This is a genomic window from Clostridium sp. AM22-11AC (assembly GCF_003473545.1).
In the GTDB taxonomy this organism is placed as follows: Bacteria; Bacillota; Clostridia; order Lachnospirales; family Lachnospiraceae; genus Enterocloster.
On record NZ_QUCM01000021.1, the window covers coordinates 1 to 22,335 of the forward strand.

21 protein-coding genes and 1 tRNA gene are annotated in these 22,335 nt (G+C 42.9%); 21 read left to right on the forward strand and 1 reads right to left on the reverse strand.

Translation table 11 applies throughout. The features are described 5' to 3' along the window. The first annotated feature begins 311 nt into the window (after window positions 1-311). The 15 genes from DW251_RS14405 to DW251_RS14470 all read left to right on the forward strand — a co-directional run bounded on the left by DW251_RS14405 (window position 312) and on the right by DW251_RS14470 (window position 13,358). Window positions 312-938, forward strand: coding sequence for a hypothetical protein (locus DW251_RS14405; RefSeq protein WP_147352239.1), 627 nt, complete (start codon window positions 312-314; stop codon window positions 936-938). A gap of 102 nt (window positions 939-1,040) precedes the next feature. Beyond that, on the forward strand, window positions 1,041-1,586 hold the full coding sequence (locus tag DW251_RS14410) for a hypothetical protein (RefSeq protein ID WP_021870136.1): 546 nt from the start codon (window positions 1,041-1,043) through the stop codon (window positions 1,584-1,586). Between the two features lie 18 nt (window positions 1,587-1,604). Continuing rightward, window positions 1,605-2,840, forward strand: coding sequence for a DUF2194 domain-containing protein (locus tag DW251_RS14415; RefSeq protein ID WP_347474673.1), 1,236 nt, complete (start codon window positions 1,605-1,607; stop codon window positions 2,838-2,840). 4 nt (window positions 2,841-2,844) lie between these two features. Beyond that, the gene (pelF, locus tag DW251_RS14420) at window positions 2,845-4,266 is read left to right on the forward strand and encodes a GT4 family glycosyltransferase PelF (RefSeq protein ID WP_118301566.1); all 1,422 of its coding nucleotides are present in this window, start codon (window positions 2,845-2,847) and stop codon (window positions 4,264-4,266) included. Continuing rightward, on the forward strand, window positions 4,247-5,719 hold the full coding sequence (gene pelG / locus DW251_RS14425; RefSeq protein WP_118301567.1) for an exopolysaccharide Pel transporter PelG: 1,473 nt from the start codon (window positions 4,247-4,249) through the stop codon (window positions 5,717-5,719). Before pelF ends, pelG begins: the two co-directional genes overlap by 20 nt. Continuing rightward, on the forward strand, window positions 5,703-6,863 hold the full coding sequence (locus DW251_RS18515) for a CotH kinase family protein (protein WP_279217544.1): 1,161 nt from the start codon (window positions 5,703-5,705) through the stop codon (window positions 6,861-6,863). Before pelG ends, DW251_RS18515 begins: the two co-directional genes overlap by 17 nt. Continuing rightward, entirely contained in the window at window positions 6,821-7,501 is a 681-nt protein-coding gene (locus DW251_RS18520; RefSeq protein ID WP_279217545.1) for a CotH kinase family protein, read from the forward strand. Before DW251_RS18515 ends, DW251_RS18520 begins: the two co-directional genes overlap by 43 nt. Next, complete coding sequence (locus DW251_RS14435) at window positions 7,488-8,210, forward strand: polyphosphate polymerase domain-containing protein (RefSeq protein ID WP_021870141.1); 723 nt, start codon at window positions 7,488-7,490, stop codon at window positions 8,208-8,210. Before DW251_RS18520 ends, DW251_RS14435 begins: the two co-directional genes overlap by 14 nt. Window positions 8,211-8,223: 13 nt before the next feature. Then, on the forward strand, window positions 8,224-8,895 hold the full coding sequence (locus DW251_RS14440; protein WP_021870142.1) for a DUF4956 domain-containing protein: 672 nt from the start codon (window positions 8,224-8,226) through the stop codon (window positions 8,893-8,895). After that, window positions 8,888-10,276: a DUF4832 domain-containing protein gene (locus tag DW251_RS14445; RefSeq protein ID WP_118301568.1), complete on the forward strand. Its 1,389-nt coding sequence runs from the start codon at window positions 8,888-8,890 to the stop codon at window positions 10,274-10,276. The genes DW251_RS14440 and DW251_RS14445 overlap by 8 nt, the downstream gene beginning before the upstream one ends. A 46-nt stretch (window positions 10,277-10,322) precedes the next feature. Next, window positions 10,323-10,976, forward strand: a complete 654-nt coding sequence (locus DW251_RS14450) for a hypothetical protein (protein ID WP_021870144.1) — start codon at window positions 10,323-10,325, stop codon at window positions 10,974-10,976. Window positions 10,977-10,989: 13 nt separating this feature from the next. Further along, on the forward strand, window positions 10,990-11,505 hold the full coding sequence (locus DW251_RS14455) for a hypothetical protein (RefSeq protein WP_021870145.1): 516 nt from the start codon (window positions 10,990-10,992) through the stop codon (window positions 11,503-11,505). Between the two features lie 52 nt (window positions 11,506-11,557). Continuing rightward, window positions 11,558-11,830, forward strand: a complete 273-nt coding sequence (locus DW251_RS14460; RefSeq protein WP_021870146.1) for a UxaA family hydrolase — start codon at window positions 11,558-11,560, stop codon at window positions 11,828-11,830. Between the two features lie 19 nt (window positions 11,831-11,849). Beyond that, a complete protein-coding gene (locus DW251_RS14465) occupies window positions 11,850-13,013 on the forward strand; it encodes a UxaA family hydrolase (RefSeq protein WP_021870147.1) in 1,164 nt (387 codons plus the stop codon). Between the two features lie 123 nt (window positions 13,014-13,136). Further along, window positions 13,137-13,358, forward strand: coding sequence for a hypothetical protein (locus DW251_RS14470; protein ID WP_021870148.1), 222 nt, complete (start codon window positions 13,137-13,139; stop codon window positions 13,356-13,358). 15 nt (window positions 13,359-13,373) lie between these two features. Here the strand turns inward: DW251_RS14470 and DW251_RS14475 are convergent, their stop codons facing one another. Further along, entirely contained in the window at window positions 13,374-13,697 is a 324-nt protein-coding gene (locus DW251_RS14475) for a DUF3837 domain-containing protein (protein WP_021870149.1), read from the reverse strand. Window positions 13,698-13,886: 189 nt separating this feature from the next. Here DW251_RS14475 and DW251_RS14480 point away from each other — a divergent pair, with 189 nt between their 5' ends. The 6 genes from DW251_RS14480 (at window position 13,887) to DW251_RS14505 (ending at window position 22,228) form a co-directional block, all read left to right on the forward strand. Further along, complete coding sequence (locus tag DW251_RS14480; protein WP_118301569.1) at window positions 13,887-15,215, forward strand: AI-2E family transporter; 1,329 nt, start codon at window positions 13,887-13,889, stop codon at window positions 15,213-15,215. A 125-nt stretch (window positions 15,216-15,340) separates the two neighbouring features. Next, window positions 15,341-15,411, forward strand: a tRNA-Gly gene (locus DW251_RS14485). Window positions 15,412-15,641: 230 nt separating this feature from the next. Further along, on the forward strand, window positions 15,642-17,561 hold the full coding sequence (locus DW251_RS14490; RefSeq protein ID WP_118301591.1) for a DNA gyrase subunit B: 1,920 nt from the start codon (window positions 15,642-15,644) through the stop codon (window positions 17,559-17,561). An 18-nt stretch (window positions 17,562-17,579) separates the two neighbouring features. Then, window positions 17,580-19,817 carry a DNA topoisomerase (ATP-hydrolyzing) gene (locus DW251_RS14495; RefSeq protein WP_118301570.1) on the forward strand — a complete coding sequence of 746 codons (2,238 nt, stop codon included), beginning with the start codon at window positions 17,580-17,582 and terminating at the stop codon, window positions 19,815-19,817. A gap of 179 nt (window positions 19,818-19,996) precedes the next feature. Then, complete coding sequence (asd, locus tag DW251_RS14500; protein ID WP_118301571.1) at window positions 19,997-21,082, forward strand: aspartate-semialdehyde dehydrogenase; 1,086 nt, start codon at window positions 19,997-19,999, stop codon at window positions 21,080-21,082. 87 nt (window positions 21,083-21,169) lie between these two features. Further along, entirely contained in the window at window positions 21,170-22,228 is a 1,059-nt protein-coding gene (locus DW251_RS14505; RefSeq protein ID WP_118301572.1) for an aldose epimerase family protein, read from the forward strand. The last annotated feature ends 107 nt before the right edge of the window (window positions 22,229-22,335 follow it).

A 22,335-nucleotide genomic window follows, 5' to 3' on the forward strand; every position in this document is an offset into this window, starting at 1 on the left:
AACCCCTCAAGATTGAGGGGCAGGGGAGTTGAATAGGCGAAGCCTATTTTTTACGTTTTAAACCGATAGTTCAATGACATAGATATATGCTGCATATAGAATAAAAAAGTAGGAGAGTTAGGATTGTATCTGGTGGGGTTATAGCTGGTAGTTTGGTCTGTATGGAATATCAGAGATAAAGACAGGTAATGAAGAGTTTTTAAAACTTTTTATTGCCTATTTTTTAGATATTACAGATAGTTGCAGGGAACGGTGATTAGGTGTACAATAATGGCGTTTTAAGTTTAACGGATGATGAAAGTGGCAGGAAGATGGAAATATTATTAGCGGGAAACACAGGATATTTAACGGGAGAATGGATCGAACAGACTTCTCCCGGGACGCATGTCCTGATCTGTGGTGATACACAATTTAAATACCATAAGGGAAAAGTCCCCATTTTAAGACTTCAGGAACATCGTGCAGAAGAGATTGATTTAAAACAATATGAGCTGGATCGTATTGTATATTTTTCCAGTTTTTTATCGTTAGGCGCAAAAAACAGTGGGGAAGTCGAGGCTCTCAACCACCTTTTGGAGTATTGCAGAGGACGCGCGATCCAGTTCTTATATATTACAAATGAAAACGGGAAAGGAGATAATCCGCTTCTGAGAAATATGGCGGATGATATATGCAGGTATTATCGGGAGAAAGCAGGCGTTTCGTTAAAGGTTGTGAGTGCTCCCTGCCTTTATTCTGCAAGATACAGTAAAGACTGGCTGTACAAGACCTTTCAGTCACTGGAAAAGGGAAAGATGCCTGAATTTCCAAAACAAAATGAGGATATGGCTGATTTTTTGTATCTGGATGACCTGGGAGAACTGATTTTTCGTATTTTTGATAACTGGGATCAGGATGACAGGAGTCTTGAAATCCCGGATGTGTTCCATATTCGTTAGGGAGAACTGGAAACTGCAATCTTAAAATTGTTTCCTGCGCTAAAAGCAGACCGTTCAGAAAAACGGGAAAAAACTGTGAAGACTGTACCGGACAGCAGGAATATGATTGAAAAAGAGAATCTGGAAAAGAATACGATCCGGAAAAAATATGGCTGGTTTCCGAAGATCAGTATTCTGGAAGATTTAAAGGATCAGTATCAGGATTTTCTTGATAGAAGGCAGAAACGTGAAAACTGGTACAGACTTATTTTAAGCAGGATTACAGGTCATGCCGCGGTCATTAAATGGGGAGAAATCCTTCTCTTTTTCGGATTTTCTGAAATCCTCCACAGAGTTCTTGGAAATTCTGTACAGTTTCGTTATATTGATGTACGTCTTTTGTATGTGGTGATCATTGGATCTATTTATGGATTGAATGAAGGGGTAGCGGCAGCTTTTCTGGCAGTCTGTGCTCTGACAGTTTCTTACATCAGAGAAGGCATAAACGGTTTGACACTGTTTTATGAACCATCTAACTGGCTGCCGTATATTTTATATTTCGTGGTTGGGGCTGTATGTGGTTATAGCCAGATGAAAAACAGAAAAGATATTGCGTTTGCAAATGAAGAAAATGCACTGTTAAAGGATAAATTCCTGTTTATCCTTTAACAGTGCATTATATGGAATATAACATTAAGTGAAAGGGCAAAGCTGTATGCCTGGAGCAGCGGGAAATATAAAATCCCTCTGGTCTGGGAAAATGATTATGGTTCTGGGAAATTTGTGGTAGTAAATCTGGGAATATATGTAAAGGCAGTCAGAGGTATTTTTTCAGCTGCATACAGTCTTCTGTCAGATTGTACCATCTACCCGGTTATCAATGGATCTGCTTTTTATCTGGATGATTTTCCTTCCCCGGTACCGGGTGGAAACGGAGAGTATATATACCGTGATTATGGTATAAATGTCAGAGATTTTTATGCAAACATCTGGTGGCCGGATATCCTGGCCCTGGCGGAAAAATATGGTGTTAGATATACAGGAGTTGTGATTGAAAATTATGGGGATCAAACAGACGGGGTAATCGAACATCAGATGGAAACATCCAGGTTCCAGTATTTTGGAAATATGCTTCTGCGTCACGGAGGAGAAATAGGATATCATGGGTATAATCATCAGCCACTGGCCCTTGGAAATGTAAAGTATGGTGACATTCTTCCGTATAATACATGGGCTGATACGGAGGCAATGGAAAATGCCATGACAGAACTTTTGCAGTTCTGCCGGGAAATGTATCCGGAGGCTTCCATGAGTGTGTATGTTCCGCCATCCAATGTTCTTTCAGAAGAGGGGCGGCAGCTGTTGGCGGCAAAATGCCCGGAGATTAGAACAATTGCCAGCAACTATTTTACAGGTGAATTCGCATACGAACAGGAATTTGAAGTGGCAGAAGATGGAATTGTGGAGCAGCCAAGGATAATTTCCAGTGCAGTGATCGATGATTATATGCAGCTTTGTGCCTTTTCCGAACTGAATATGCATTTTGTAAATACTCATTTTATGCATTCGGATGATCTTCTGGATGAGGACCGTGGAGCAGCACTTGGATGGGAAACGTTAAAGGAAAATCTGGACAGATATATGGGCTGGCTTTATACGTCTGCTCCTTTGCTCCGAAATCTGACGGGATCGGAACTTTCAGGTGCGATCCAACGCTACAGCGCGGCAGCCGCAGAGAAAGAACGTACAGCAGACGGATTTTGTTTTCATATTGAAAACCGATATGATACAGCGTATTTCTTTGTGCGGTTTTCAAAAGAAAAGCCGCTGGCAGTGACAGGTGGGACAATGGAACAGCTGACAGACAGCCTGTATCTTCTTTGCGCAGACAGCGATGAAGTGCAGGTGAAGACGGACAGGTGATGCAATGAAAATATGTTTGATTTTGGAAGGATGTTATCCTTATGTTCATGGCGGTGTTTCAACATGGATGCATCAGTATATTACAATTATGAAAGAACATGAATTTGTGCTGTGGGTCATTGGCGCAAAAGCAGAACAGAAGGGAAAATTTGTTTATGATCTTCCGGATAATGTGACGGAAATTCACGAAGTATTTCTGGATGATGCATTGAAAATCCGGGAAAACGGTGTACGGTATGTACGTTTTTCGCCGGAAGAGGAATGTGCGCTGGGAGAAGTGATGGACTGCAAAAGCCCTGACTGGGAGATTTTGTTCCGTCTGTACCAGGAGAGAAAGATCAATCCCATGTCCTATCTGAAAAGTGAGGCATTTTTAAGAATTCTGGAAACGATCTGTGAAGAGCGCTATCCGTATATTGCCTTTGCGGATGCATTTCATACGATCCGTTCGATGATGCTCCCGGTGCTCTATCTTCTTGGAACATTTGTACCCCAGGCAGATGCATATCACGCCATTTCTACTGGTTACGGAGGACTTCTGGCATCCCTTGGAAGCTGGAAATATAAAAAACCACTGATGCTGACGGAACATGGCATTTACACAAGGGAACGGGAGGAGGAGATCATCCGTGCATCCTGGGTTGCTCCGGCATTTAAAAAGCAGTGGATCCGTTTTTTCTACATGCTCTCTGATGTGATCTATAAGAGGGCATGCCGGGTGACATGCCTGTTTACAAATGCCTTGAAGATACAGGAAGACATCGGCTGTGCCCCTGAAAAGTGCCGGGTGATTGAGAACGGGGTCAGTTATGAGCGTTTTTGTGAAATCCCATTAAAGGAAGAAGACGGCTGGGTGGATATTGGCGCAGTGGTCCGTCTGGCCCCGATCAAAGACATCAAGACGATGATCTATGCATTTTATGAGCTTTCCTCAAGAATGGAACATGTCCGGCTTCATATCCTGGGAGGTGTGGATGATGAAGAATATGCAAAAGAATGTTATGATCTGGTTAAACAGATGGAACTTCAAAATATCATTTTTACCGGAAGGGTAGATATTCAAAAATATATGGAAAAGCTGGATTTTACGATCCTGACAAGTATATCGGAAGGCCAGCCGTTGTCTGTACTGGAATCAATGGCAGCAAGACGTCCCTGTGTCTGTACAGATGTTGGCTGTTGCAGGGAACTGTTGGAAGGTAAGCAGGGTGATCCTTTTGGACTTGCAGGATATTGTGTGCCGCCGATGTATCGGGAAGGGCTGGCTGATGCGATGGAAAAAATGTGTCTTTCAAGAAACAGGAGACTGAGGATGGGAGAAAGCGGAAGAAAACGTGTGGAGAAGTATTTCCGGCATGAATATATGATGGAAAAGTATAGAAAGCTGTATAGAGAGGTAGAAGAGATTGGCAGGAATCGGATTTGAGTTAAAAAAACTGTTTCGCAGAAAAGGGATTTTCGCATCTTTCCGTGCATATGGATATGCAGGTGTGATCTGTACAGGCCCGATGCTGTTAGGTGTTCTTCTTCTGCTGGGTGTAATGTTTCTCTGCAATCTATACAATGTATCAGAACATAGCAGGGAGCTGATCATCTGTATGATCACCTATGCTCTCCTCGGTTCCCTTACAGTTACCAGTTTTTTTTCCATGGCAGTTACCAGATTTCTGGCGGACATGCTTTATGAGGATAGAAAAACAATGATCCTTCCTTCTTTTTGGGGATCAACCGGGATTTTGCTGGCAGCTGGCGGTATCTTGTATGGACTCTTTTTGCTGTTTGCAGGGATCGGACCGGTGCTGCAGCTTCTCTGTTTTGGATTGTTTGGTGAACTGGTGGTCTGCTGGATGGCAATGAACTATTTGACAGCGATCAAAGATTATAAAGGGATCATGCTGTCATTTGTTGCAGCCGTTCTTGTGACATTTCTGCTGGGGTTTCTATTTCTCTGCCTGGGATTTCCGGCAGAGGAAGGTATGATGGCAGCTGTATTTTTTGGATACTGTGTAATGCTTATCTGGGATGTTGTGCTTTTGTACCGTTATTTTCCGCAAAGTGAAGAGAAACCATTCGCGTTTTTAGCGTGGGTAGACGAGTTTCTCCCTCTGGCATTTACAGGCCTGTTTGTAAATCTGGGGCTTTTTTCTCATCTTGTCATTATGTGGATGGGGCCATTACAGGTACACGTTCAGGGATTGTTTTATGGTGCGCCTTACCATGATGTGTCAGCCCTGATGGCATTTTTAAGTATTCTGATCACCACTATAAATTTTGTGGTATCCATGGAAGTAAATTTTTACCCCAAATACAGGAATTATTACAGTCTGTTCAATGATGAAGGATCCATCCGTGATTTGAAACAGGCAGAGCATGAGATGCTGGAGGTTCTTGATAATGAACTGAGATTTACGGCACTGAAGCAGATATTTGCAACAGCTGTTGCTATTTCCATAGGAGGAATCGTCCTGAGTTATCTTCCTCTTGGATTTAATGATCTTATGGAAGGATATTTCAGGACACTCTGCGTTGGGTATGGGATCTATGCAGTTGCGAATACCATGCTTTTGATCCTGTTATATTTTACAGATTATCAGGGTGGACTTGTGGCATCGGCTCTGTTTGCTTTGGTTTCCTCAGCTGCAACGGTGATATCCCTGTTCTTTTCCAAAGTGTATTTTGGCTTTGGATTTATTCTGGGATGTGCAGTTTTTTTCCTGGCAGTTTATATCAGATTAGAACAATTCACCAGGAGGCTTCCATATTATATTCTCAGCAGACAGCCTTTAGTGGAGGAGGATAAACTGGGGGTGTTTACAAAACTTGGATATTTTCTTGATGGTGAGAGAAAGAAGGAAAAACTTCATGAAAAAACGAATTAGTTTACTATTAAGCGTTTGGCTTGCGGTTTCATCTGCTCTTTGTGGATGCAATATGGTTTTGCAGAAAAATGAAAAAATTCAGGAAAGCAGTACGGATTTAGCGACCGCATCAGAAGAAACGGAGATACAAGGTGTAAAAAAAGCAGAGGAACAGGATATTAGCCAGGTACATCTGCGGGATAAGGACCTTTTATATTCAAAGGAAGATGAAACAAATGTGACTACTATGTATCTGACAGTCAGTCGTGGAAATGATGCAGAAAATACAAATCACAGTTGGGAAGAAATTAATTCATATTCTGTATTTGATTATGAAGAAATGGGAGTGCCAAGGTATCAGGTGGCAGCTCTTTTACAGGTGGGAGACGAAAACGGCCCTGTTGCAGGAGAGGTTGGATACGGTGAGACAGTACCGAATGCAACTGTGCAGATCAGGGGACAAAGTTCCAGTAAAAATCCCCAGAAAAATTATAAGATCAAGTTGAAAGAGAATAAGGGATCATGGGAAGGCCAGCAGACGATCGCGCTAAACAAGCATATGTCAGAGGGACTACGCTTCAGAAACAAATTATGTTATGATCTTCTTAAGGGTATCCCACAGATAATGAGCCTCAGAACCCGCTTTGTCCATCTTTATGTAAAAGATACAACTTCCGGGAAAGATGCATTTGAAGATTATGGTTTGTATACACAGGTAGAACAGTTAAATAAAACAGCTTTGGAGGCACATGGACTTCAGAAAAACGGGCAGCTCTATAAAGTAAATTATTTTGAGTTTTATCGCTATGAAGATACGATCATGACAGAAGATACACCAGGTTTTGATCTGTCAAAATTTGAAGAAAGGCTGGAGATCAAAGGGGATCACGATCACACGAAATTAATCCAGATGCTGGATGATCTGAATAATTATTCAATACCTGTTAGCGATGTGTTAAAGCAGCATTTCGATGAGGAAAATCTGCTGTACTGGATGGCATTTCAGATTTTAGTTGGAAACAGTGATACGCAGAGCCGGAATTGTTATTTGTACAGTCCGACAAATTCGCCAATATGGTATATTTTGCCATGGGATAATGATGGAAGCTTTTTTAATACAGAATGGGCTTTGAAAAAAATACAAATCGTGGAAGCTGGGAGGTAGGAGTCAGCAATTACTGGGGAAATATTTTATTTCAAAGATGTTTGAAATCAGATGCTTTCCGTGAAAAACTGGATCAGGTGATAGAAGAACTCCGCAGATATCTCAGTGAAGAACGGCTGGAAGAAATGGTGGAACAGTATGCAGGTGTTGTACAGCCTTATGTAGAGAAAATGCCGGATCAGTTGAATGAACCACTTACACCGGAGGAGTATGAACAGGTAAAAGCAGGGCTTCCGAAAGAAGTAGAACAAAATTATGAGATGTACAGGGAAAGCCTTGAAAAACCAATGCCGTTTTATATTGGAAGACCTGTGACAGAAAATGGAAAACTGAAAATAAATTGGGATGCTTCCTACGATTTTGATGCGGAAGATATTACATATAGTGTGGAAATTGCCCGGGATTATCAGTTTACCCAGGTGATCTACAAGGAAGAACAGACGTTGATCCCGGAGATATTGGTAGATATTCCGGACCCTGGGCAATATTTTGTGCGTATACGGGCCACAAATGAATCGGGAAAGACACAGGATGCCTTTGATTATTATGTAACAAATACCGGAAAACAATATGGCATGATCTGTTTTTATATTAACGAAGATCATACGGTTGGAGTAGACGCATATGAGGAAGAGTAAGGAACACTTTCGTCACGAATGGAAATACCTGATCAATAGGGCTGAGAAGCAACTGACAGATCTGCGCTTAAGGGAATGCATGCAGCTGGATCCTCACGCAGGGGAAGGCGGTTACATGATTCGCAGCCTGTATTTTGATGATTACTGGAACAGTGCCATGGAAGAAAAGGATGCAGGTGTACTGATGCGTAAAAAGTACAGGATCAGGATCTATAATTGCAGTGACAAAAGCATTAAACTTGAGAGAAAGAAAAAATTCGGCAGTTACATATACAAAGAAGCTGCGCCGCTGACACGGCAGGAAGTAGAATGGATCCTGGATGGAAAATACGAATTTTTGCTGCGCAGTTCCTATCGTTTATGCAGGGAATTTTACATCGAGTGTGTTTGCAATATGATGCGTCCAAGGGTGATCGTAGATTATGAAAGAGAACCATGGATCATGGATACAGGAACAGTACGGCTTACCATGGACATGAATGTGCGTGCTGCAGTGGGAAGCTATGATATTTTTGACAGCAGTCTGCCAACGCTTGATGTGCTGGAACCTGGAAAACTTGTTATGGAAGTTAAATATACGGAATTTCTGCCCCAGATTGTAAGAAATCTTGTTCCACAGAGTGCATCAGAATTTACAGCTGTTTCAAAGTTTGTTCTGTGCTGTGAAAAAACGAGATATCTTCATGGATTTGAATATTGGGCAGAATAAATGGGAGGAAATTATGAGTGTAAAAGATACGATCAAAAAATCTGTCCTGGAATCAGGCACATTTGCACAGTATGATATGTTAAAGATCATGCTTGCCATGACAATTGCCCTGCTAATGGGATGCCTGATCTATATGGTATATAAAAAGTTTTATTCCGGAGTTGTGTTTTCAAGAAGTTTTGCGGTGACCTTAGTGGGAATGTGTGTGCTGACATGTATGGTAACTCTGGCGATCAGCACCAATATTGTAATCTCCCTTGGTATGGTCGGAGCATTATCGATTGTGCGTTATCGTACAGCCGTAAAAGACCCTATGGATCTTTTGTATCTTTTCTGGAGTATTACCACAGGTATCACAGCAGGAGCAGAAATGTATCCCTTGGTTTGGGGAGCAGCGATCATTATGATAGTGATGCTCACATTGTTTTATCATTATCAGGAAAAAGGAAAAGTATATATTGCAGTGATCCATTATCAGGGTGATGTGGCAGGTGATGAAGCAATCCGCTGTTTTGGAAAACGGAAATATTTTCTGAAATCAAAGACCATGCGAAAGGGGATGACTGAGATGGCAATTGAAGTATTCTGCAAGAAAGAGGACACGAGTTTTATGGAAAAGATCCGTGCAGTAGAGGGTGTAAATGATGTAACTTTGATTCAGTATAATGGAGAATATCATGGTTAGGGAAGTAATTACAGTAGCAGCTCTTACAGCAGCCTTCTCTTTTTTGGGTGGCTGCACCCCACGGGCGGCGACACTGCCTGGTTTTAGAAGTGAGACAAAAGAGTTTTCACAAAGCGGGGAAACATTTGGAAATCCATTAATGGGATATGCACCGGATGCCAGAAGGGAAAATGTATCAGAGGACATCACACTTTTGTATGTAGATATAACATGGAAAGAGCTGGAACCGGAATGTGGGGTATATGACTGGGACACCATTGAAAAAGAAAATCAGTTTTTTCGTTGGAGATCAGAGGGAAAACATCTGGTATTAAGATTTATCTGTGATGATCCTGGAGATGAGAGTCATACAGATATTCCAGACTGGCTGTACCGGGAAACAGGGAAAGACGGAGACTGGTACGACAATGATTATGGAAAAGGATTTGCGCCGGATTATTCTAATACGACCATGATCAGACGCCATACACAGGCGGTAAAAGCTATGGGAGAACGCTGGGGTTCAGATTCGTTGATCAGTTATATAGAATTGGGCAGCCTTGGTCACTGGGGGGAATGGCATGTTTATTATGGGGCAGGAATTCGCAGATTGCCGTTGGAAGAAGTAAGGGAGCAGTATGTGAAGGTATGGCCGGAGGCATTTCCGAATGCGATGATCCTGATGCGCAGACCATTCTGTTCTGCAAAAAAATATGGATTTGGTCTGTACAATGATATGGCGGGCCATCCCGAAGATACGAAGACATGGATAGAGTGGATTGAAAATGGCGGTGTGTATGATCAGACTGGGGAAACCGATGTTATTGTACCCATGAACAGTTTTTGGAAAAAGGCTCCTGTGGGAGGAGAATTAAACAGTTCCATAAGTATGAGACGGATGTTAGTTAAAAACCTGAATGAGACGGCAGAGCTGATCCGCTCATCTCATACCACATTTCTGGGTCCGAAGATCGCTGATAAATCCTATCTGGATGGATATCAGACGTTGTTGAAAAATATGGGATACCGGATCTGGGTCACCCAGGCACAGTTAAAGCAGGCATTGGGAAAGGCAACGCTCATACTGACATGGGAAAATGATGGAACGGCACCGTTTTATAAAAACTGGCCGGTAGTTGTCACAGTGACAGACAGTTCCGGGGCTGTCATTGAGGAAAAAACATTAGATTGGAAGATATCTGAACTGATGCCAGGAGAAAAAAACGTAACGACAGTGAAGCTTGATACCAGAGGCCTGCTTGATAAAGCACGGTCAGACAGGAATATCTGTGTGGAAATTCGCGATCCCATGACGGAAAAAGCGGCTGTACGGCTTGCAAATAAAGAACTTGACCAGAAAGCACAGAAAAAACAGATGATTGTTTTTAAATCAGGTGAATAAGGAATGGTGAGAAAGAACAAGAAAGAAACAAGGAAAGGAATGTTTTATGATAGCTGAAATTTATCATAAGTTTTCTACAGATCTGGAAGATGTGCTGACTGGTGATTTTTTCGGTGCTATGAGGTATATGCCTTTTAATAGAGGCCTGAATCAGATATTTAAGAATTACGCAGTCAGTGAAGATCCGCAGGTGACGCATATTCTTTCTAATGCCGCAGATGATGATTTTAATTTTGAATTCTGGAAGCGGTCGGAAAATGGACTGGTTGAGATCGATGGATTTATTCCGCTTACGTCTGTGGAAATCGGGATCGAGGTAAAATACAGGAGTGGATTATCTGGTGGGGATCAATTGGAGAAAGAAGCGCAGGTTCTTGATGAATGGTGCAATGGTAAAGAAAAACTCTTAATATTGATCGGGGAGGCAGAGGAGGCAAAAGCAATTTATATTGAAAACAAGGATAAACGGGTATTCCGGGATGTTCATCTGGCATATTTATCGTGGCAGGATATTTTACTGGGACTGGATCAGGTATTGATATCATCATCATATGAAAAGAAAATGATAGAAGATTTAAAAACGTTGCTAAGAGAGAAGGGGTTTGTATCCTTTGAAGGTTTTTCAATTGATCAGCCAGTGGTAGATAAAGATATCTGCTGGACAATGGATGGAAATGATTTTGTAAAAAGCGATGCTTAAGGGGAAAGAATAAATGATGGTTGGAGAAAATATACATAATGCTTTTGTGGTTGTATTTAAAACATTGCAGGAAATTGAAAAGTTTATTGGTAAATGCAGAACAGAACTGGATACGAAAAAATATTACATGCCGGCAGAACGTTTCATGAGATACAGCTCAGATCAGACATGGGAAGGCTGGATCTACTGGAGTTTTATATTGCTGTTTCAGCGCCTGGATGATGGCTCTGTTATGGAAAATGGCTGGATTGACGGTCCGGTATATGCGGTAGAAATCAATGTAGATTCTGATACATGCGATGTTCCAAAGGTTTATATTGCAAAAATGCAATTTGATAGAATGAAAGACTGGACAAAGGGATGTTCTCCATCCAATCATTCATTGTTTTATAACGCAATCCATGGAAATTCCTGGACACCTTTCTGGGGACTCCAAAAAGTGGAAAAGCAGGAACATGATCTGACGGATCTTACACAGAAAAATTATAAGGATGTTATTTTTGGGACAATTGAAAAGATGGCGAAATAGAATACATCCATTTATAATAAACTTAAAAAATAAATTTAACAGGAGAAAATGAATGAAAAATTATGTATACATGACCGACAAGGATAATGTAGTAACCATGATCCGCCAGCTAAATGCCGGAGAAGCAATCGAGGTAGATGGCGTAAAAATCAAAGCAAACCAGGATATTCCTGTATACCACAAAATTGCGATCGAAGAAATAAAAACAGGGGAGACGGTTGTAAAATATGGTGAGAGCATCGGTACTGCCAGCTGTGATATCCACATAGGTGACTGGGTCCATACCCAGAATTTAGAGTCAGGCAGAGGCCGCGGTGACCGTTAGAGGAAAGGGAAACATAATTATGAAATTAATGGGATACAAAAGAGAAAATGGTACTTTTGGAATAAGAAATCATCTGTTGATCCTGCCAACTTCCGTCTGTTCCAGCGAGACTGCACAAAGAATTGCTGCTTTAGTGCCGGGAGCAGTTGCAATTCCTCATCAGCATGGCTGCTGTCAGGTAGGCGCAGATTATCTTCAGACTGTAAATACCCTGGTTGGCTTTGGCAAAAATCCGAATGTAGGTGCTGTACTTGTTGTCAGTCTTGGCTGTGAAGGAATACAGCCGGAAGTAGTAGCAGATCAGATCCGCGAAAGTAAAAAGCCGGTTGAAACTGTTATCATCCAGGAATGTGGCGGTACCTTAGGCTGCATTGCCAAAGGTGCTGAAATTGCAGCTAAAATGGCCAGGGAACTTTCCGTTCAGAATAAGGTTGCGTTTGATATCAGCGAACTTGTTTTAGGACTGGAGTGTGGAGGCAGTGATCCTACCAGTGGTATTGCAGGTAATCCGTCTGTAGGTGCGGCTTCCGATAAGCTGATCCAGCTTGGAGGTACAAGTATACTCAGCGAGACCACAGAACTTATAGGTGCAGAGCATCTGGTAGCTGCCCGTTGCGTGACCAAAGAAATGGGTGATAAGCTTACAGCTATGGTCAAGCGTATTGAAGATAAATCAAAACTTTACGGAGTAGACCTTCGGGGGACACAGCCTACGCCAGGTAATATTGCAGGCGGACTTACAACGATTGAAGAAAAATCCCTGGGCTGTATTCATAAAGCAGGTCAGAGTCCTGTGATCGGTGTTCTGGAGTATTCAGAAGCGGTTGATCCGGAAAAACATGGTCTTTATTTCATGGATACACCGGGGGAAGACATTGACTCCATCACCGGTATGGTTGCAGGTGGAGCACAGATCATTCTTTTTACTACAGGTAGAGGAACTCCTACAGGCAGTCCGGTTGCGCCCGTTATCAAAGTCACGGGAAATCCTGAAACCTATGCAAAGATGACAGATAATATCGATATAAATGCCGGCAGGGTCATCACAGAAGGAAAGACACCACAGGATATAGGTGCTGAAATTTTTGATAAGATGGTTGCTGTGGCAAACGGCGAACTGACCAAGGCAGAAGTCCTTGGACATAAGGAATTTGGAATATATCGCATAGGAGATACGTTCTAAGTTAGTATCTGCAGGTGGTTTTACCGATCTTCTGGTGTGCCTTGTTGTCTGTAGCAGCTTCCTGGGTGATCGATCGGTTTGTAGTAGATGTTTTATTAGAAAGGTCAAAGGATATTAGATAAAATGTTAGGAATTTTATTTGCTTTTTTATTTCTGATCTGTGTGTTTAAATTTGTTGGTATCCTGCTGATGATGTGCGGAAAGGTAATGGGCGCTGTATTCAGCATGCTGGGATTTATCATTTCACTGGCAGTAGGAGTATTGCTGTTTGGGCTTTCGGCAGCTTTTTCCATGATCCTTTTGGGAATTGCAGCTGTGTGGCTGTTAGTGCGGATCATCTTATAATAAAAACGGGAGTGCTTATGTTGAGGCATTCCCGTTTTCATTTTCATAACCATATGTAACATAAGCCATCATGGCATCGGTTGTTTCTTCATCACGGATAAAACTCATAAGGATCTGATTGATCTTTTCGATCCGTTCGGATGGAAAACTTTTTCCTGCTTCTGCGTCAGAAAGTTCCTGGCGCATTTCAAATAACGTATCTTTACGCTGTGGACAGGGAAGACCAAGGGCTTTTGCAACTGTTCCAATGGCGCAGTATGCTTCAATGGGAGAGGACATATGGGCTGGTGGGTTAAAACGGGCTTTGATATCCAGAGCCATTTTTATGATATAAGACAAAAGATCGCCTTCTTTCTGTAAAATGATATAAATGCATGTGCATAGTATTTTAACACAGAACCATCTGTTTTAACAGAACGATCCTGAAATTAAAAACATTTTTTTAACGTCCGGTCTGCTTTTAAAATCGGGTATAGTATGGTATACTCATACAAATGACGAAAGTAACATAGGAGCCTGAACTAAAATATGAAAAATTCCAAATTTCGATTTTTTATGGACTGGGGTCTTACGGCATTAGCGGTGATCGCCAGTTGTGTTCTTTTATGTTTTGCATTACTGAAATTTTCCGTGATCGCAGCGATCATAAAAAAGATCATAACGATCCTTATGCCTATTATATACGGAGGTGTACTGGCATATCTGATGCTGCCGGTTTACAACAGGACAGAAGTCTGTGTCCGGGATCTTCTGTCAAAGGTGATCAAAAATGATGAGGGCCGCACCCGTATTGCAAAAAGTATAGCAACGTTGGTGAGTCTCGCAGTATTGTTTGCGATCGTCAGCGGACTGGTTTCCATGTTGATCCCACAGATCTACGAAAGTATCATTGGTTTCCAGGACAGCCTGACAGAGTATATCAACAACCTGACCGTCTGGATCAGCAAACTTCTTCAGGATAATGAACATCTTCAGGAAAGCATTATGCCGTATTACAATGAGGCGGTCATGCGTTTCCAGAACTGGATCGCTACGGATCTGGTGCCAAATATTTCCCTGATCTTTGACCGCGTTTCCAGCGGTGTGATCAGTCTGGTCACTGTTTTAAAAAATCTGCTGATCGGCCTTATTGTTATGGTGTACTTTTTAAACATAAAAGATACACTGTGCGCCCAGTCAAAAAAAATGGTTTATGGATTTTTAAATGTAAGAGCAGCTAACCGACTGATCGGTGAAGTCCGTTTTGCCCATAAGATATTTGGCGGCTTTATTACAGGAAAGCTTTTAGACTCTCTGATCATAGGCATCATGTGTTTCTTTTCTTTAAAATTTTTAAAGATGCCATATGTGCTCCTGATCAGTGTGATCGTAGGTGTTACCAATGTGATCCCGTTCTTCGGACCATTTATCGGAGCGGTGCCAAGTGCATTTCTGATCCTTTTAGTGGATCCCATGAAGTGCCTGTATTTTTTGATCTTCATTCTGGTGCTTCAGCAGTTTGATGGAAATATTCTTGGACCGAAGATCTTAGGAGACTCTACCGGTCTTCCAAGTTTCTGGGTATTGTTTTCCATCCTGTTATTTGGCGGTCTTTTCGGGTTTGTGGGAATGATCATAGCAGTGCCTACTTTTGCAGTTATCTACAGGGCCATGTCCTTATATATTAACAGTGCTCTTAAAAAGAAGAATTATTCGGAGAACACACCTGATTACTGCCGTCTCCACCATATAGATCCCCGGAGTGGAGATTTTATTGATATGGATCAGTGGCCGGAAACGGGAAATAAAGGGATGAATGACCTGGATATGGCCGCGGGAGAAGAACTAGAAGAGAAAACGGAAAATATAGAAAAGTAAAAATGATCCGGCATAAGCCGGGAAACAAAATTAAAACCATACCTGAACCGCAAAAACTGTCGATGACAAGAACTGGAAAATCACTTGTCAATTCCGGCAGTTTTTGTTATAATAATTCTTGTGTTGCAGATATAGTTCATCGGTAGAACATCAGCTTCCCAAGCTGAGGAGGCGGGTTCGATTCCCGTTATCTGCTTAAACTATTTAAGGAATGAGAAGCCCTGTAGATGTATAAATAGCATTTGCAGGGCTTTTTCAAAACTTCTTGCCAACTTTGCAAATTATTGTTATAATAATGCCGATTTAGAAAGATTTAGAATATAGTTGCGAAACACTCAAAAGCCTTGTTTCTATAAGGTTTTTTTTTGTCATCAAATAGCAGTGAAGAAAGATTGCAAGAGAACATAATGCAATATGGAGGGAAAAATGGCAAAGGAACAATACAATGCAGACAGTATAACCGTCCTGGAAGGACTGGAGGCAGTACGGAAAAGGCCGGGTATGTATATTGGAGGAGTTGGGTCTAAGGGGCTGAACCACCTGATCTATGAGATCGTGGACAATGCAGTGGACGAGCATCTGGCTGGTTTCTGTACCCAGATCACCGTCCGCCTGGAAAAAGACGGCTCCTGTACCGTTCGGGATAACGGACGTGGTATTCCGGTGGAAATGCATAAAAAAGGAGTGTCTGCAGCCAGAGTGGTACTTTCCACCCTTCATGCAGGCGGAAAATTTGACAATAACGCATATAAGACCAGCGGCGGTCTTCACGGTGTAGGTTCTTCTGTTGTAAATGCTCTTTCTGAGCATATGACTGTAAAGATTTACAGGGACGGCTGTATCTACCAGGATACTTATCATCAGGGACATCCTACTACAGAGCTGGAAAATGGTCTCCTTCCAGTTATAGGAAAAAGCCGTGAGACAGGAACCGAGATCAACTTCCTTCCAGATGGGGAGATCTTTGAAAAGACCCGTTTTAAGGCAGACTGGTTAAAGAGCCGTTTACATGAAACTGCTTATTTAAACCCAAACCTGATGATCCACTATGAAAACCGCAGAAGTGGGGAAGAAGAGAAGGTAACTTACCACGAACCGGAAGGCATTATCGCCTATGTAAAAGAATTAAATGCAGGAAAAACACCGATCCATGACCCCATCTATTTTAAGGGTGTAGTAGACAAGATCGAGGTAGAAGCCTGCGTTCAGTTCGTAGATACCTTTGAGGAAAATATCCTTGGCTTCTGCAACAACATTTTCACCCAGGAGGGCGGCACCCATTTAGCTGGATTTAAGACCAAATTTACAGCTCTGATCAACTCTTATGCCAGAGAGCTTGGCATTTTAAAGGACAAAGACTCCAACTTTACAGGTGCCGATACCAGAAACGGTATGACAGCCGTGATCGCTGTAAAGCACCCGGATCCTATTTTTGAAGGACAGACCAAGACAAAGCTTGCCAGCGCAGATGCTACCAAGGCTGTATTTACTGTAACCGGTGACCAGCTGCAGCTTTACTTTGACCGAAATGTAGAAGTGTTAAAAGGCGTGATTGGCTGTGCAGAAAAATCTGCAAAGATCCGCAGGGCCGAAGAAAAAGCAAAGACCAACATGCTCACCAAGTCCAAGTTTTCCTTTGACAGCAACGGAAAACTGGCAAACTGCGAAAGCCGTGACGCTTCTAAGTGTGAGATCTTCATCGTAGAGGGAGACTCCGCGGGCGGTTCCGCAAAAACAGCCAGAAACCGTCAGTACCAGGCCATCCTTCCCATCCGTGGAAAGATCTTAAACGTAGAAAAAGCATCTATGGATAAGGTTCTGGCCAATGCAGAGATCAAGACCATGATCAATTCTTTCGGTTGTGGCTTTTCCGAAGGCTACGGAAACGATTTTGACATCACAAAACTGCGCTATGACAAGATCATCCTTATGACCGATGCGGACGTAGACGGAAGCCATATTGATACCTTATTATTGACTTTCCTTTACCGTTTCATGCCGGAGCTGATCTACGACGGACATGTATACATTGCCATGCCGCCGTTATTTAAAGTGATCCCGAAAAAGGGAGAAGAACAGTATCTCTATGATGAAAAAGATCTGGAACGCTACCGCAGAAACCACACCGGTGATTTTACCTTACAGCGCTACAAAGGTCTTGGTGAAATGGATGCAGAGCAGCTTTGGGAGACTACACTGGACCCGGAGCGGCGTGTATTAAAACGGGTAGAGATCGAAGATGCTAGAATGGCGTCAGAAGTAACAGAAATGCTTATGGGCAGTGAGGTAGGACCCCGCCGCCAGTTTATTTATGAACATGCAGACGAAGCAGAGATCGACGCATAACAGAGAGGACAGACAGATATGGCGGAGAAGATATTAAGAACCGAATACAGCGAGGAAATGCAGAAAAGCTACATGAATTATTCCATGAGCGTTATCACTGCAAGAGCGATCCCGGATGCAAGAGACGGGTTAAAGCCAGTTCAGCGCCGTGTTCTCTATGACATGAGCCAGCTTCATCTGGACCATGATAAACCACACAGAAAATCAGCCCGTATCGTAGGCGATACCATGGGTAAATACCATCCACACGGCGACAGCTCCATTTATGATACCTTAGTTGTCATGAGCCAGGAATTCAAAAAAGGAATGGCATTGGTAGACGGCCACGGAAACTTCGGCTCCATTGAAGGGGACGGGGCTGCGGCTATGCGATATACAGAGGCAAGACTGGAGAAATTTGCCCAGGAAGTTTATTTAAAAGACCTGGACAAGACCGTTAATTTCGTACCAAACTACGATGAAACAGAAAAAGAGCCGGAAGTCCTTCCTGTACGTGTGCCAAACCTTTTAGTAAACGGCGCAGAGGGAATTGCCGTTGGTATGAGTACCAGCATTCCTACCCACAATTTAGGGGAAGTAGTGGATGTAGTCCAGGCATATATTGATGATCCGGCAGCTCCTACAGAAGAACTGATGGAATATCTGCCGGGACCTGACTTCCCAACCGGAGGCATTATTGCAAATAAAAGCGAGCTGCCACAGATCTATGAAACAGGTGTTGGCAAGATCAAATTAAGAGGCCGTTTTGAGGTAGAACTGGGCAAGCGGAAAGTTGATAAGGACAAACTGATCATCACAGAGATTCCTTATACCATGATCGGTGCAGGTATTAATAAATTCCTGGTAGATGTGGCAGATCTGGTAGAGTCCAAGAAGCTGACCGATGTAGTGGACATTTCCAACCAGTCCAATAAGGACGGTATCCGCATTGTGTTAGAACTTCGCAAGGACGCAGATATTGACCGTATTAAAAATATTCTTTATAAGAAGACCAAGTTAGAAGATACTTTTGGTGTCAACATGCTTGCCATTGCAGACGGCAGGCCGGAAACATTAAACTTAAAAGGCATCCTGCGTAATTTCATGGAATTCCAGTATCAGAATACCGAGCGCAAATACAATGTGCTTCTGGAAAAAGAACTGGATAAGAAAGAAATCCAGGAAGGTCTGATCGCAGCCTGTGACTGTATTGACCTGATCATTGCCATTTTACGTGGTTCTAAGAATTTAAAAGATGCCAAGGCATGTCTGGTAAACGGCGACATTTCCAATATTCATTTTAAAGTAGCCGGTTTTGAAGAAGATGCAAAGAAGCTTCATTTTACAGGGCGTCAGGCATCTGCGATCCTGGAAATGCGTCTGTATAAGCTGATCGGATTGGAAATATTAGCCCTTGAAAAAGAACACAGAGAGACTTTAAAGAAGATCGCCGAATACAAGAAGATCCTTGGCAGCAGAGCGGTTATGAACCAGGTGATCAAAGATGATCTGGCTGCCATCAAAGCAGAATTTGCTATTCCAAGACGGACCCGTATTGAAGACGGGGCAGAGGCTGTTTATGTGGAAAATGAAATTTCCGTTCAGGAAGTTGTTTTCGTTATGGACCGCTTCGGCTATTGCAAGCTTCTTGATAAATCTACCTACGAACGCAACCAGGAGACCGTAGATACAGAACAGGTTCATGTGCTCCGCTGCTTAAATACAGATAAGATCTGTCTGTTCACCTCTGCCGGTGTCCTTCACCAGATCAAGGCTTTGGATATTCCATCCGGCAAGCTGCGTGACAAAGGCGTTCCTATTGAGAACTTAAGTAAATACGATGGCAGAAATGAGACCATCTGCCTTCTCACTACAGCCCGTGAACTGAAAGGCCGCATCCTTTTATTTGCAACCCGTCTTGCCATGGTAAAACAGGTGCCTGGAGAAGAATTTGAGACCAACAACCGTATGGTAGCAGCTACCAAGCTTCAGGAAGAGGACAGTGTGGTTTCTGTAACAATGATAAACGGGGAAACAGATGTAGTGCTTCAGACTACAAATGGAACGTTCCTGCGGTTCCCGTTAGAGGAGATCTCTGTTCTTAAGAAAGCCTCCAGAGGTGTCCGTGGTATCCGCTTAGCAAAGAATGAAGAACTGGAAACAGTATATCTCATCGGTGAAAATCCGATCATCGACTATAAAGGCAAAGAAGTTCATTTAAACAGGTTGAAACTGGCAAAAAGAGATGGAAAAGGCAGTAAAGTCCGTTTGAACTAAACTTCTGACAAACAAAAATAAAGCCATGTCCGCGATATAAATACAAATGTGCGCAAAAGACGAATTTTTAGTTGCATTTTTCCCGACTTTGTTATAGTATAAGGAAAGACTCCCCGATACGGGGCAAAAACGAAAGCAGCGGCTGCCCCAAAGCCCTGCGGAAGATGAGGAGAGGAACTATGGAAAAGAAATTAAGAGTTGGTATCTTAGGTGCAACAGGTATGGTAGGACAGAGATTTATCTCTCTGCTGGAAAATCACCCATGGTATGAGGTAGTTACAGTAGCTGCCAGCCCAAGATCAGCAGGAAAGACCTACGAAGAAGCAGTAGGTGACCGCTGGAAAATGACCACTCCTATGCCGGAAGCTGTAAAGAAGCTGGTTGTTATGAACGTAAACGAAGTAGAGAAAGTAGCTGCCAGTGTAGACTTCGTATTCAGTGCAGTGGATATGACCAAGGATGAGATCCGTGCCATTGAAGAGGAATACGCAAAGACAGAAACACCGGTTGTTTCCAACAACAGCGCGCATCGTTGGACTCCAGACGTTCCTATGGTCGTTCCGGAGGTAAACCCAGAACATTTTGATGTGATCGAATTCCAGAAAAAGCGTCTGGGAACTACCAGAGGCTTCATCGCAGTAAAGCCAAACTGCTCCATTCAGAGCTACGCACCTGTTTTAACTGCATGGATGGAATATGAGCCATATGAAGTAGTTGCAACTACCTACCAGGCAATCTCCGGTGCAGGAAAGACCTTTAAGGACTGGCCTGAAATGGAAGGAAACATCATCCCATACATCGGCGGAGAAGAAGAAAAGAGCGAGCAGGAGCCACTGCGTATCTGGGGCCACATTGAAAACGGTGTGATCGTAAAGGCAGAAAGCCCTGTGATCACCTGCCAGTGCATCCGTGTTCCTGTATTAAACGGACATACAGCAGCTGTATTTGTTAAGTTTAAAAAGAAACCAACCAAGGAACAGCTGATCGAGAAGTTAGTAAACTTCAAGGGCATTCCTCAGGAACTGGAACTTCCAAGTGCTCCAAAGCAGTTCATCCAGTATCTGGAAGAAGACAACCGTCCACAGGTAAGCCTGGATGTAGATTTTGAACATGGTATGGGCATCTCTGTAGGCCGTTTAAGAGAAGATACCGTATATGACTACAAATTTGTAGGACTTTCCCACAACACCGTAAGAGGTGCAGCAGGCGGTGCAGTTCTGTGTGCAGAACTTCTTACAGCTAAGGGATATATCGCAGCTAAATAATAAGTATAAGAAGTATGTTTTGTCCTCCTGGTATTTTGCCGGGGGGACATTGGATTAGTTACAGATTAATTATAAGGAGGTTTTCTTATGGCTATTCAGAAAAAAGAATTTGGTGTTATGCCTTCCGGGGAAAAGGTATACGAGTACACACTGACCAACAAAAGCGGTGTCAGCGCGTCGTTTATTGAACTTGGGGCAACCTGGACCAAAATGCTGGTTCCGGACCGTGATGGCAACATGGCAGATGTGATCTTAGGCTATGACGATCTTGCAAGCTATCAGGCAAATACACCTCATTTTGGCGCCCCCATCGGCAGAAATGCAAACCGTATTGGAAACGCAGTGATCACCATTGACGGAAAAGATTATAAATTAGAGGCAAACAATGGTCCTAACAACCTGCACAGTGGTCCGGATCTGTATCACAGCCGTTTATGGGAAAGCTGGGCATATGAGACAGCAGAAGGCAGCCGCCTGGACTTCTTCTTAAACAGCCCGGACGGAGATCAGGGATACCCTGGAAATGCAAAGATCCGCATCAGCTATACCTTAACAGAGGACAGCTGCTTAAAAATCGATTACAACATGGTTGCAGATGCAGACACAGTAGCTAACTTTACCAACCATTGCTATTTCAACCTGGCCGGACATAACAGCGGTCCTGTAATGGATCAGCAGGTATGGCTTGCAGCTGATACATACACACCTGCAGACGCGGTTTCCATCCCAACAGGAGAGATCCTTCCGGTAGCAGGAACTCCTATGGATTTTACAAAGATGAAACCGATCGGACAGGACATTGAAGTTGATTTTGAGGCTTTGATCCTTGGACATGGATACGATCACAACTGGGTATTAAACCATGAAGCAGGCGTTCTTGGCATTGCAGGTAAGGCAAAAGATCCAGCAAGCGGCCGTGTGATGGAAGCATACACAGATCTTCCTGGAATGCAGTTTTATACTGCAAACTTCTTAAAAGATGAGCGCCCTGGAAAAGGCGGTGCCCACTATGACAGACGCCATGCGTTCTGCTTTGAGACACAGTACTATCCAGATGCCTGCCATAAGCCAAACTTCCCGTCACCGATCTTAAAAGCAGGAGATACTTATAAGACAACTACCATTTATAAGTTCTACGCAGAATAGGGTCAGACGGATACTGCCGGCAGGCAGATCTTCAAAAATATACAGTACAAAAAGGACAGTCTATTGCTGGAAAATGGCTTTGGACTGTCCTTTATAACTTCTTGCAA

Coding starts and splice junctions, on each gene's coding strand:
- DW251_RS14470 (WP_021870148.1), top strand. CDS start 13,137: ATGTTAGGAATTTTATTTGCTTTTTTATTTCTGATCTGTGTGTTTAAA.
- DW251_RS14410 (WP_021870136.1), top strand. CDS start 1,041: ATGATTGAAAAAGAGAATCTGGAAAAGAATACGATCCGGAAAAAATAT.
- pelF (WP_118301566.1), top strand. CDS start 2,845: ATGAAAATATGTTTGATTTTGGAAGGATGTTATCCTTATGTTCATGGC.
- DW251_RS14405 (WP_147352239.1), top strand. CDS start 312: ATGGAAATATTATTAGCGGGAAACACAGGATATTTAACGGGAGAATGG.
- DW251_RS14455 (WP_021870145.1), top strand. CDS start 10,990: ATGATGGTTGGAGAAAATATACATAATGCTTTTGTGGTTGTATTTAAA.
- DW251_RS14435 (WP_021870141.1), top strand. CDS start 7,488: ATGAGGAAGAGTAAGGAACACTTTCGTCACGAATGGAAATACCTGATC.
- DW251_RS18515 (WP_279217544.1), top strand. CDS start 5,703: ATGAAAAAACGAATTAGTTTACTATTAAGCGTTTGGCTTGCGGTTTCA.
- DW251_RS14480 (WP_118301569.1), top strand. CDS start 13,887: ATGAAAAATTCCAAATTTCGATTTTTTATGGACTGGGGTCTTACGGCA.
- DW251_RS18520 (WP_279217545.1), top strand. CDS start 6,821: ATGGGCTTTGAAAAAAATACAAATCGTGGAAGCTGGGAGGTAGGAGTC.
- asd (WP_118301571.1), top strand. CDS start 19,997: ATGGAAAAGAAATTAAGAGTTGGTATCTTAGGTGCAACAGGTATGGTA.
- DW251_RS14495 (WP_118301570.1), top strand. CDS start 17,580: ATGGCGGAGAAGATATTAAGAACCGAATACAGCGAGGAAATGCAGAAA.
- DW251_RS14445 (WP_118301568.1), top strand. CDS start 8,888: ATGGTTAGGGAAGTAATTACAGTAGCAGCTCTTACAGCAGCCTTCTCT.
- DW251_RS14460 (WP_021870146.1), top strand. CDS start 11,558: ATGAAAAATTATGTATACATGACCGACAAGGATAATGTAGTAACCATG.
- DW251_RS14465 (WP_021870147.1), top strand. CDS start 11,850: ATGAAATTAATGGGATACAAAAGAGAAAATGGTACTTTTGGAATAAGA.
- DW251_RS14490 (WP_118301591.1), top strand. CDS start 15,642: ATGGCAAAGGAACAATACAATGCAGACAGTATAACCGTCCTGGAAGGA.
- DW251_RS14505 (WP_118301572.1), top strand. CDS start 21,170: ATGGCTATTCAGAAAAAAGAATTTGGTGTTATGCCTTCCGGGGAAAAG.
- DW251_RS14450 (WP_021870144.1), top strand. CDS start 10,323: ATGATAGCTGAAATTTATCATAAGTTTTCTACAGATCTGGAAGATGTG.
- DW251_RS14440 (WP_021870142.1), top strand. CDS start 8,224: ATGAGTGTAAAAGATACGATCAAAAAATCTGTCCTGGAATCAGGCACA.